The following is a 10,866-nucleotide window of genomic DNA, read 5'->3' as shown; positions in this document are numbered from 1 at the left end:
GTAGGGTCGGAGGCGGTCGGGGACATCCCATACAGCTCGGCGGTGCACAAACCGCCGTACCAACGAGGAGATCGGTTTCGTGACGATCCGCGTAGGCATCAACGGCTTTGGCCGCATCGGTCGTAACTACTTCCGCGCGCTGCTGGAGCAGGGTGCGGACATCGAGATCGTGGCTGTCAACGACCTGGGTGACACCGCGACCACCGCCCACCTGCTCAAGTACGACACCATCCTGGGTCGTCTGAAGCAGGACGTGTCGCACACCGCCGACACCATCACCGTCGGCGACCGCACGATCAAGGTGCTCTCCGAGCGCAACCCCGCCGACATCCCGTGGGGCGAGCTGGGCGTCGACATCGTGATCGAGTCGACCGGCATCTTCACCAAGCGTGAGGACGCCGCCAAGCACCTCGCCGGTGGCGCGAAGAAGGTCCTCATCTCGGCTCCGGCCAAGGACGAGGACATCACCATCGTGATGGGTGTCAACCAGGACAAGTACGAGGCCGACAAGCACGACGTCATCTCGAACGCCTCCTGCACCACCAACTGTGTGGCGCCGATGGCCAAGGTTCTGGACGAGAACTTCGGCATCGTCAAGGGCATGATGACCACGGTCCACGCGTACACCAACGACCAGCGCATCCTGGACTTCCCGCACAAGGACCTGCGCCGCGCCCGCGCCGCCGCGGAGAACATCATCCCGACCTCCACCGGTGCCGCCAAGGCCACCGCGCTGGTCCTCCCGCAGCTCAAGGGCAAGCTGGACGGCATCGCCATGCGCGTGCCCGTCCCCACCGGCTCGGTCACCGACCTCGTCCTGGAGCTCGACCGCGAGGTCACCGCCGACGAGATCAACGCCGCCTTCCAGAAGGCCGCCGAGGGCCAGCTCAAGGGCTACCTGGAGTTCACCGAGGACCCGATCGTCTCCTCGGACATCGTGAACACCCCGGCCTCCTGCACCTTCGACTCCGGCCTCACCATGGCCCAGGGCAAGCAGGTCAAGGTCGTCGGCTGGTACGACAACGAGTGGGGCTACTCGAACCGCCTGGTCGACCTGACTGTCTTCGTCGGCGGCCAGCTCTGAATAATCTCTGCCTGACGCAGCACTAGGCACCGAGATGTGAGGACGGGGCTCGTAGGACGCGACGACGCGTCGTACGGGCCCCGTCCCATGACTGACGTTCGAACGGAGTCACCATGAAGACGATCGACGACCTTCAGGTAGCGGGGAAGCGGGTCTTTGTCCGCGCCGACCTGAATGTGCCGCTGGACGGCACCACCATCACCGACGACGGCCGCATCCGCGCCGTGCAGCCGACCATCGCCAAGCTCGCCGCCGCGGGCGCCCGCGTGGTCGTCGCCTCGCACCTGGGCCGCCCCAAGGGCGCCCCGGACCCGGCCTTCTCGCTCGCCCCCGCGGCGGAGCGACTGGGTGAACTGCTCGGCCAGGACGTCGCCTTCGCCACCGACACGGTCGGCGAGTCCGCTCAGGCGACCGTGGCGGGCCTCGCCGACGGCCAGGTGGCCGTCCTGGAGAACCTCCGCTTCAACGCGGGCGAGACCAGCAAGGACGACGCCGAGCGCGGCGCGTTCGCGGACCAGCTGGCTGCCCTCGCCGACCTGTACGTCGGCGACGGCTTCGGCGCCGTGCACCGCAAGCACGCCTCGGTGTACGACCTGCCGGCCCGGCTGCCGCACGCCGCCGGCGACCTGATCGCCGCCGAGGTCACGGTCCTGAAGAAGCTCACCGAGGACGTCAAGCGCCCGTACGCGGTCGTGCTCGGCGGCGCCAAGGTCTCCGACAAGCTCGGCGTCATCGACCACCTCCTGGAGAAGGCCGACCGCATCCTGATCGGCGGCGGCATGGCGTACACCTTCCTCAAGGCCAAGGGCCACGAGGTCGGCAAGTCGCTGCTGCAGGAGGACCAGGTCCCGGCCGTCCTGGAGTACCTGGCGCGCGCCGAGCAGAAGGGCGTGGAGTTCGTCCTGCCCGTCGACGTCATGGTCTCGACCGACTTCCCGGACCTGAAGACCAAGGCCCCGGCGAACCCCGGTACGGTCGCTGCGGACGCCATCCCGGCCGATCAGGAGGGCCTGGACATCGGCCCGAAGACCCGGGAGCTGTACGCCGCCAAGCTCAAGGACGCGGCCACCATCTTCTGGAACGGCCCGATGGGTGTCTTCGAGCACCCGGACTACGCGAACGGCACCAAGGCCGTCGCGCAGGGGCTGCTCGACTCGGAAGCCTTCACCGTCGTCGGCGGCGGGGACTCGGCCGCTGCCGTACGCCTGCTCGGTTTCGACGAGAATGCTTTCGGCCACATCTCGACCGGTGGTGGCGCCAGCCTCGAATACCTCGAAGGCAAGACGCTCCCCGGCCTCGCCGCTCTGGAGGACTGAACAAACGTGAGTAGCCGTACCCCGCTGATGGCGGGCAACTGGAAGATGAACCTCAACCACCTCGAGGCCATCGCCCACGTCCAGAAGCTCGCCTTCGCGCTCGCCGACAAGGACTACGAGGCCGTCGAGGTCGCGGTCCTGCCGCCCTTCACCGACATCCGCTCGGTGCAGACCCTGGTCGACGGCGACAAGCTGAAGATCAAGTACGGCGCCCAGGACATCTCGGCGCACGACTCCGGTGCCTTCACCGGTGAGGTCTCCGGCCCGATGCTCGCCAAGCTGAAGTGCGCGTACGTGGCCATCGGCCACAGCGAGCGCCGCCAGTACCACGGCGAGGACGAGGCGGTCTGCAACGCCAAGGTCAAGGCCGCCTTCAAGCACGGCATCACGCCGATCCTGTGCGTCGGTGAGGGCCTGGACGTCCGCAAGGCGGGCAACCAGGTCACGCACACCCTCGCCCAGGTCGACGGCGCGCTGCAGGACGTCCCGGCCGAGCAGGCCGAGACCATCGTGATCGCGTACGAGCCGGTGTGGGCCATCGGCACCGGCGAGGTCGCCACCCCGGAGGACGCCCAGGAGGTCTGCGGTGCGATCCGCCGCCGCCTCGCGGAGCTGTACAGCCAGGAGCTCGCCGACAAGGTGCGCATCCAGTACGGCGGCTCGGTGAAGTCCGGGAACGTCGCGGCGATCATGGCGCAGCCGGACGTCGACGGCGCGCTGATCGGCGGCGCCGCGCTGGACGCCGACGAGTTCGTCAAGATCGTTCGATTCCGCGACCAGTAGCGGTCACGCTGCGCTCCGTACCACCGTGAGCAGCAGCTATGACGACGGGCCCGGCCCGTCGTAGGCTGTCGGGGCCGGGTCCCGGTGTCACACGACGCCGCCCCGGCCCCACACCGTTTGATCCGCTTGTCCTTCCGTCCGCCAGTCCTAGAGAGTTGGTCCACCAGTGGTCATGGGATTCTCGATCGCCCTCATCGTCTTCAGCGCGCTGCTGATGATGCTGGTGCTCATGCACAAGGGGAAGGGCGGCGGCCTGTCCGACATGTTCGGTGGCGGTATGCAGTCCTCGGTCGGCGGTTCCTCCGTCGCCGAGCGGAACCTCGACCGCATCACCATCGTCGTCGGCCTGCTCTGGTTCGCCTGCATCGTCGTCCTCGGCATCCTGATGAAGCTGGACAGCTAGAGAGCTGACACTGTGTCGGGGGCGCGGCTTATCATGAGTGCGGCGTCCTTCCGTGGCCGGGTAACTCCTGTCACTGGACGCGCGTTGGGCCTTACGTAGACTGGGCGCCCGCAGCGGAGGCTCCCATCGAGGCTTCGCAGCACCATGACGCAGGGAGTTACGACCGTGGCAAGTGGCAACGCGATCCGAGGAAGTCGGGTCGGGGCGGGGCCGATGGGGGAGGCCGAGCGGGGCGAGTCCGCGCCTCGCATCCGCATCTCCTTCTGGTGCTCCAACGGGCACGAGACACAGCCCAGCTTCGCCGGCGACGCGCAGATTCCTGACACTTGGGACTGCCCGCGCTGTGGCTTCCCCGCAGGCAAGGACCGGGACAACCCGCCGGACCCGCCGCGCACCGAGCCGTACAAGACGCACCTGGCGTACGTACGGGAGCGCCGGACGGACGCGGACGGCGAGGCGATTCTCGCGGAGGCGCTCGCCAAGCTCCGCGGCGAGATCTGAGGACGCGGCCCCGGCGGCGCCGAACACCCGCGTCCGGCGGAGGAGAAGAGTGTGCACCGGCCCGGCCGGAAGGTTTCGGCCTTCCTGCCGGGCCGCTCGCGTTCCGCTGTTCGAGTGGCTTCGCAGGTGAATCCGGTACGGACACATTCGTGTCAGCCGTTCGACAGCGGGCGGACATCTCATCTCGTCGCCTGATCAATTAGGTTGGGGGGTGGCGGGGCCGATACGAGACCAAAGAAGGCTGATGTCCGAGATGAACGCAGATGGCCGCAGCAGGCTCGACCAGACGTCCGAGTGGGCGGCCCTGGGGAAGCACCGCGAACAGCTCGCGAGCACGCATCTGCGAGAGCTGTTCGAGCAGGACCCGGGCCGGGCGGAGCGGTACACGCTCCAGGTCGGTGACCTGCACCTGGACTACTCCAAGCACCTGGTGACCGACGAGACGCTGCGGCTGCTGCGCGAGCTGGCCGCCGCGACGAAGGTCACCGAGCTGCGGGACGCCATGTTCCGCGGCGAGAAGATCAATATCACCGAGAACCGCGCGGTGCTGCACACCGCGCTGCGCGCGCCCGGCTCGGCCGACATCGAGGTCGACGGCGAGAACGTCGTCCCGGCCGTGCAGCACGTCCTCACGAGGATGTCCACGTTCGCCGACCGGGTCCGCTCCGGCGATTGGAAGGGCCACACCGGCAAGCGCATCAAGACCGTCGTCAACGTCGGCATCGGCGGCTCGGACCTGGGTCCGGCGATGGCGTACGAGGCGCTGCGCGCGTACTCCGACCGCGACATGCAGTTCCGGTTCGTCTCCAACGTCGACGGCGCGGACCTGCACGAGGCCGTGCGCGACCTGGACCCGGCCGAGACGCTCTTCATCATCGCCTCGAAGACGTTCACCACCATCGAGACGATCACCAACGCCACCTCGGCCCGCGACTGGCTGCTGACCGGCCTGCGGGCCGGTGACGAGGCGGTCGCCAAGCACTTCGTGGCGCTGTCGACCAACGCCGAGAAGGTGTCGGAGTTCGGCATCGACACGGCGAACATGTTCGAGTTCTGGGACTGGGTCGGCGGCCGTTACTCCTACGACTCGGCCATCGGCCTCTCGCTGATGATCGCGATCGGCCCGGAGCACTTCCGCGAGATGCTGGCCGGCTTCCACCTCGTCGACGAGCACTTCCGCTGCGCGCCGCCCGAGGAGAACGCGCCGCTGCTGCTCGGCCTGCTCGGCGTCTGGTACGGCAACTTCTGGGACGCGCAGTCGCACGCGGTCCTGCCGTACAGCCACTACCTCTCCAAGTTCACCGCGTACCTCCAGCAGCTCGACATGGAGTCCAACGGCAAGTACGTGGGCCGGGACGGCGAGGAGGTGTCCTGGCAGACCGGTCCGGTGGTCTGGGGCACGCCCGGCACGAACGGCCAGCACGCGTACTACCAGCTCCTGCACCAGGGCACGAAGATGATCCCGGCCGACTTCATCGGCTTCGCACAGCCGGTCGAGGACCTCCAGCCCGGTCTGGTCGCCCAGCACGACCTGCTGATGGCCAACCTCTTCGCGCAGGGCCAGGCGCTGGCCTTCGGCAAGACGCCGGAGCAGGTGCGCGCCGAGGGCGTGCCCGAGGAACTGGTGACGCACAAGACCTTCAAGGGCAACCGCCCCTCCACGACCATCCTGGCCAAGGAGCTCAGCCCGTCCGTGCTGGGCCAGCTCATCGCCCTCTACGAGCACAAGGTGTTCGTCCAGGGCGCGGTCTGGAACATCGACTCCTTCGACCAGTGGGGCGTGGAGCTCGGCAAGGTCCTCGCCAAGCGCGTGGAGCCCGCGCTGACCGAGGGCGCCGAGGTCGAGGGCCTGGACGCCTCGACGAAGTCGCTGGTCGCCACCTACCGCACGATGCGGGGGCGCTGATCCCGGTGCACGAAGACGCGCTCACGAGCTTTCTGAACCTGCTGACCCCGGAGAACCGCGAGTGGCTGGTGGACCAGCCCGCGGCCAAGCAGCAGGAGGTGACCGCCCGGCACCTGGAAGCGGTGCAGGGCGACAAGGGCGACAAGGACGTCGGCCTCGGCCCGTACAACACCCTCGACGAGGACGTCGACGGCGTCGCGGTGGGCGACCTCCAGGACCCGGCGCGGATGGCCAACGCCATGGTGCGCCAGGAGCGGGAGCGCGCGTCGTGAGCCGCTGAGCGGCCGTCCGGGCCCCGGACACGACGACGGCCCGGCTCCCACGGTGAGCACCGTGGGAGCCGGGCCGTTCGTCGTGCGGCGGACCCGTCAGGCCGAGGCCGGCGGGTACAGCCCGCGCGGCAGCTGGGAGGCGGCCGCCTCGTCCAGCAGCCAGAGCGTACGGCTGCGGCCGTACGCGCCCGCCGCGGGCGCCTGTATCTCGCCCGCGCCGGAGAGGGCCATCGCGGCCGCGTTCGCCTTGTCCTCGCCCGCCGCGAGCAGCCAGACCTCCCGCGCCGCGCGGATCGCGGGCAGGGTCAGCGAGATCCGGGTGGGCGGCGGCTTGGGCGCGCCGTGCACGCCGACCACCGTCCGCTCGGTCTCCCGCGCGGCCGGGTGCTCCGGGAAGAGCGAGGCGACGTGGGTGTCCGGGCCGACACCCAGCAGGAGGACGTCGAAGGACGGGACGGGCCCGTGGTCCTCCGGTCCGGCTGCCGCGGCCAGGGCAGCGGCGTACGCCTCCGCCGCAGCGTCCGCGTCGTTGCCGTACCCGCCGTCGGACGGCGCCATCACGTGCACCCGCGCCGGGTCCACCGGGACGCTGTCCAGCAGCGCCTCACGGGCCTGGGTGTGGTTGCGCTCCGGGTCGCCCTCGGGCAGGAACCGCTCGTCGCCCCACCACAGGTCCAGCCGGGACCAGTCCACCGCGTCCCGCGCGGGGGACTCGGCGAGGGCGGCGAGCAGGCCGTTGCCGTTGCGGCCGCCGGTCAGGACGACGGAGGCGGAGCCACGCGCCGCCTGGGCGTCCACGATCTTCGTGATCAGCCGGGCCGCGGCGGCCTTGGCCATCAGTTCCTTGTCGCGGTGGACGACGACCTGCGGCGCACTCACTTGGCGGCCGCCTTCTTCGCGGGCGCCTTCTTGGCCGCGGCCTTCCCCTTGGGGGCGTCCTCGGCGGACTGCGGCTCGGCCTCGGCCTCCTGCTCGGCGGCCTCGGCGGTCTTGGCCGAGACACCGGGCTGGGCGTCCTTGTACGACCCCAGGCGCTCCACGCCGTACTTCAGCGCGGACGCGTAGGTGTCGTCCGGGTCCAGCCGGCGCAGCTCCTCGGCGAGCAGCTCGGCGGTCTCCCGCCGCTGCAGCGCCACCGCACGGTCCGGCTGGCCGGTCATGCACAGCGTGGCCATCGCGCCGTCCGGGCGGTCCAGCACGATCGGACCGTTCTTGGTCTCCATGCGGACGGCCGTGAGGCCGGGGCCCGCGGAGAGCGTCCGCTCGACGGGGACGTGCAGCCGGTCCGCGAGCCACATGGCCAGCAGCTCGCAGCTCGGATTGAACTCCTCGCCCTCGACCGTGACCGAGGTGACCTCGCTCGGCTGCTGGTCGAGCGCGGCGGCCAGCATCGAGCGCCAGGGCGTGATGCGGGTCCAGGCCAGGTCGGTGTCGCCGGGGGTGTACGCCGCGGCGCGCGCGGTCAGTTCCCGGACCGGCTGCTCGGTGGCGTAGGTGTCGGTGACGCGGCGCTGGGCGAGCGACCCGAGCGGGTCGTTGGCCGGGTCGGTCGGGCCGCCGACCGGCCACCAGACCACCACGGGGGCGTCCGGCAGCAGCAGCGGCAGCACGACGGACTGGGCGTGGTTGATGGCCTCGCCGTGCAGCCGCAGGACGACCGTCTCGCCCGTGCCGGCGTCCGCGCCGACCCGGACCTCGGCGTCGAGGCGCGGCTTGGCGCGGTCCCGCGGGGATCGGCTGGCGCGCTTGATGACGACCAGGGTGCGCGAGGGGTGCTCGCGCGAGGCGTTGTTGGCGGCCCTGACCGCGTCGTAGGCGTTCTCCTCGTCCGTGACGATGACGAGGGTGAGCACCATGCCGACGGCCGGCGTGCCGATGGCACGGCGACCCTGCACCAGCGCCTTGTTGATCTTGCTGGCCGTGGTTTCGGTGAGATCGATCTTCATGGCCGACGCCAGCTCCGTCCGTCTCGTGCGAGCATTTCGTCCGCCTCGACGGGCCCCCAGGTACCCGCCGGGTACTGCGCGGGCTTGCCGTGCTTGTCCCAGTACTGCTCGATCGGGTCGAGGATCTTCCAGGACAGCTCGACCTCCTCCGTGCGCGGGAAGAGGTTGGCGTCGCCGAGGAGGACGTCCAGGATCAGGCGCTCGTACGCCTCGGGGCTGGACTCCGTGAAGGACTCGCCGTACGCGAAGTCCATCGACACGTCCCGCACCTCCATCGAGGTACCCGGGACCTTCGAGCCGAACCGGACCGTCACGCCTTCGTCCGGCTGCACGCGGATGACCAGGGCGTTCTGCCCCAGCTCCTCGGTGGCGGTGTGGTCGAAGGGGGAGTGCGGGGCGCGCTGGAAGACGACCGCGATCTCGGTGACGCGGCGGCCCAGGCGCTTGCCGGTGCGCAGGTAGAAGGGCACGCCCGCCCAGCGGCGGTTGTCGATGCCCAGCTTGATCGCGGCGTAGGTGTCGGTCTTCGACTGGGGGTCGATGCCCTCTTCCTGGAGGTAGCCGACGGCCTGCTCGCCGCCCTGCCAGCCTTCCGCGTACTGCGCGCGCACCGTCTCCTTGCCCAGGTCCTTGGGCAGCCGGACGGCGCCGAGGACCTTGGCCTTCTCCGCGACCAGCGCGTCCGCGTCGAAGGAGGCGGGCTCCTCCATGGCGGTCAGCGCGAGGAGCTGGAGGAGGTGGTTCTGGATCACGTCACGCGCGGCGCCGATGCCGTCGTAGTACCCGGCCCGGCCGCCGATGCCGATGTCCTCGGCCATCGTGATCTGCACGTGGTCCACGTAGGAGCGGTTCCACAGGGGCTCGAACATCGTGTTGGCGAAGCGCAGCGCCAGGATGTTCTGGACCGTCTCCTTGCCGAGGTAGTGGTCGATCCGGAAGACCGACTCGGGCGGGAAGACCTCGTGGACGACCTGGTTGAGCTCGCGGGCGCTCTCCAGGTCGTGGCCGAAGGGCTTCTCGATGACCGCGCGGCGCCAGGAGCCGTCCTTCTGGTCGGCCAGCCCGTGGTTCTTGAGCTGCTGGACGACGGTGGGGAAGAACTTGGGCGGCACGGACAGGTAGAAGGCGAAGTTGCCGCCGGTGCCCTGCGCCTTGTCCAGGTCCTGGATCGTGGACTTGAGCTGCTCGAAGGCCGCGTCGTCGTCGAAGTTGCCCTGGACGAAGCGCATGCCCTGGCTGAGCTGCTGCCAGACCTCCTCGCGGAAGGGGGTGCGCGAGTGTTCCTTGACCGCGTCGTGCACGACCTGGGCGAAGTCCTCGTTCTCCCAGTCGCGGCGGGCGAAGCCGATGAGCGAGAAGCCCGGCGGGAGGAGGCCGCGGTTGGCGAGGTCGTAAACGGCGGGCATCAGCTTTTTACGTGACAAATCGCCCGTGACGCCGAAGATGACGAGGCCCGACGGCCCCGCGATACGCGGGAGCCGTCGGTCCGCGGCGTCACGCAGCGGATTGCTGCTTGACAAGAGTCTCAGCCCTCCGAAGGAGCGAGGCGCTTCAGCTCCGCCTCGGTCGACTTGAGCAGGTCGTTCCAGGCCGACTCGAACTTGTCGACGCCCTCGTCCTCCAGGAGCTGGACGACCTCGTCGTACGAGACGCCCACCTTCGCGAGCGCGTCGATGTCGGCCTGAGCCTCCTGGTACCCGCCGCTCACGGTGTCACCCGTGATCTCGCCGTGGTCCGCGGTGGCCTCCAGGGTGGCCTCCGGCATGGTGTTGACCGTGTTCGGCGCGACCAGCTGCTCGACGTACAGGGTGTCCTTGAGCTCGGGGTCCTTGACGCCGGTGGAGGCCCACAGCGGCCGCTGCTTGTTGGCGCCGGCCTTCTCCAGGGCGGCCCAGCGGTCGGAGGAGAAGACCTCCTCGTACGCCTGGTAGGCCAGCCGGGCGTTGGCGAGCGCCGACTTGCCCTTGAGGGCCTTGGCCTCGTCGGTGCCGATGCCGTCCAGACGCTTGTCGATCTCGGTGTCCACGCGGGACACGAAGAAGGACGCGACGGAGTGGATCTTGCCCAGCTCAAGGCCCAGGGACTTGGCCTTCTCCAGACCCGCGATGTAGGCGTCCATGACCTCGCGGTAGCGCTCCAGCGAGAAGATCAGCGTGACGTTGACGCTGATGCCCTTGCCGATGACCTCGGTGATCGCGGGCAGGCCCGCCTTGGTCGCCGGGATCTTGATGAGCGTGTTCGGGCGGTCCACCAGCCAGGCCAGCTGCTTGGCCTCGGCGACGGTCGCCTTGGTGTTGTGCGCCAGGCGCGGGTCGACCTCGATGGAGACCCGGCCGTCCTGGCCGTCGGTGGCGTCGAAGACCGGCCGCAGGATGTCGGCCGCGTCGCGGACGTCCGCGGTGGTGATCATGCGGATGGCTTCCTCGACGGTGACCTTGCGGGCCGCGAGGTCGGAGACCTGCTGCTCGTAGCCCTCACCCGAGGAGATCGCCTTCTGGAAGATCGACGGGTTGGTGGTGACACCCACCACGTGGCTCTGGTCGATCAGCTCGGCGAGGTTGCCGGACGTGATGCGCTTGCGCGACAGGTCGTCCAGCCAGATCGCAACGCCTTCGTCGGAAAGGCGCTTGAGTGCGTCTGTCATGGGAATTGCAT

The 10,866-nt window shown here is 69.5% G+C and carries 11 protein-coding genes; 7 read left to right on the top strand and 4 right to left on the bottom strand.

Features of this window, described 5'->3' with window-relative positions:
* Positions 1–79 precede the first annotated feature (79 nt).
* The 7 genes from gap (at position 80) to IG84_RS0132410 (ending at position 6,265) form a co-directional block, all read left to right on the top strand.
* Positions 80–1,084 (top strand): type I glyceraldehyde-3-phosphate dehydrogenase, encoded by a 1,005-nt coding sequence (gene gap / locus IG84_RS0132440; protein ID WP_031065278.1) that lies wholly within the window; start codon positions 80–82, stop codon positions 1,082–1,084.
* Between the two features lie 113 nt (positions 1,085–1,197).
* Complete coding sequence (locus IG84_RS0132435) at positions 1,198–2,400, top strand: phosphoglycerate kinase (RefSeq protein ID WP_031065272.1); 1,203 nt, start codon at positions 1,198–1,200, stop codon at positions 2,398–2,400.
* 6 nt (positions 2,401–2,406) lie between these two features.
* On the top strand, positions 2,407–3,183 hold the full coding sequence (tpiA, locus tag IG84_RS0132430) for a triose-phosphate isomerase (protein WP_031065268.1): 777 nt from the start codon (positions 2,407–2,409) through the stop codon (positions 3,181–3,183).
* Between the two features lie 172 nt (positions 3,184–3,355).
* Positions 3,356–3,586 carry a preprotein translocase subunit SecG gene (gene secG / locus IG84_RS0132425; protein ID WP_037801115.1) on the top strand — a complete coding sequence of 77 codons (231 nt, stop codon included), beginning with the start codon at positions 3,356–3,358 and terminating at the stop codon, positions 3,584–3,586.
* Positions 3,587–3,751: 165 nt separating this feature from the next.
* Positions 3,752–4,087, top strand: coding sequence for an RNA polymerase-binding protein RbpA (locus IG84_RS0132420; protein ID WP_078600932.1), 336 nt, complete (start codon positions 3,752–3,754; stop codon positions 4,085–4,087).
* 253 nt (positions 4,088–4,340) lie between these two features.
* Positions 4,341–5,993 carry a glucose-6-phosphate isomerase gene (gene pgi / locus IG84_RS0132415; RefSeq protein WP_031065265.1) on the top strand — a complete coding sequence of 551 codons (1,653 nt, stop codon included), beginning with the start codon at positions 4,341–4,343 and terminating at the stop codon, positions 5,991–5,993.
* A gap of 5 nt (positions 5,994–5,998) precedes the next feature.
* Positions 5,999–6,265, top strand: coding sequence for a hypothetical protein (locus tag IG84_RS0132410; RefSeq protein ID WP_031065261.1), 267 nt, complete (start codon positions 5,999–6,001; stop codon positions 6,263–6,265).
* Between the two features lie 96 nt (positions 6,266–6,361).
* Here IG84_RS0132410 and pgl read toward each other — a convergent pair whose 3' ends face one another.
* From pgl to tal, 4 genes are read right to left on the bottom strand one after another with little or no spacing between them, the layout of a single operon-like run.
* Positions 6,362–7,144 carry a 6-phosphogluconolactonase gene (pgl, locus tag IG84_RS0132405; protein WP_031065255.1) on the bottom strand — a complete coding sequence of 261 codons (783 nt, stop codon included), beginning with the start codon at positions 7,142–7,144 and terminating at the stop codon, positions 6,362–6,364.
* Complete coding sequence (opcA, locus tag IG84_RS0132400) at positions 7,141–8,211, bottom strand: glucose-6-phosphate dehydrogenase assembly protein OpcA (protein ID WP_031065252.1); 1,071 nt, start codon at positions 8,209–8,211, stop codon at positions 7,141–7,143. The genes pgl and opcA overlap by 4 nt, the downstream gene beginning before the upstream one ends.
* Entirely contained in the window at positions 8,208–9,740 is a 1,533-nt protein-coding gene (zwf, locus tag IG84_RS0132395; protein WP_037801112.1) for a glucose-6-phosphate dehydrogenase, read from the bottom strand. Before zwf ends, opcA begins: the two co-directional genes overlap by 4 nt.
* Complete coding sequence (tal, locus tag IG84_RS0132390) at positions 9,737–10,855, bottom strand: transaldolase (RefSeq protein WP_031065246.1); 1,119 nt, start codon at positions 10,853–10,855, stop codon at positions 9,737–9,739. The genes zwf and tal overlap by 4 nt, the downstream gene beginning before the upstream one ends.
* Positions 10,856–10,866: the final 11 nt, after the last annotated feature.

The sequence above is a fragment of the Streptomyces ochraceiscleroticus genome, assembly GCF_000720485.1.
Classification (GTDB): Bacteria; Actinomycetota; Actinomycetes; order Streptomycetales; family Streptomycetaceae; genus Streptomyces; species Streptomyces ochraceiscleroticus.
This window is presented reverse-complemented; position numbering and strand designations above follow the sequence as displayed.

What these genes read in the sequence shown, in the direction of transcription:
- tal (WP_031065246.1), bottom strand. Translation starts at nt 10,855, where the DNA reads ATGACAGACGCACTCAAGCGCCTTTCCGACGAAGGCGTTGCGATCTGG.
- IG84_RS0132435 (WP_031065272.1), top strand. Translation starts at nt 1,198, where the DNA reads ATGAAGACGATCGACGACCTTCAGGTAGCGGGGAAGCGGGTCTTTGTC.
- pgi (WP_031065265.1), top strand. Translation starts at nt 4,341, where the DNA reads ATGAACGCAGATGGCCGCAGCAGGCTCGACCAGACGTCCGAGTGGGCG.
- opcA (WP_031065252.1), bottom strand. Translation starts at nt 8,211, where the DNA reads ATGAAGATCGATCTCACCGAAACCACGGCCAGCAAGATCAACAAGGCG.
- secG (WP_037801115.1), top strand. Translation starts at nt 3,356, where the DNA reads ATGGGATTCTCGATCGCCCTCATCGTCTTCAGCGCGCTGCTGATGATG.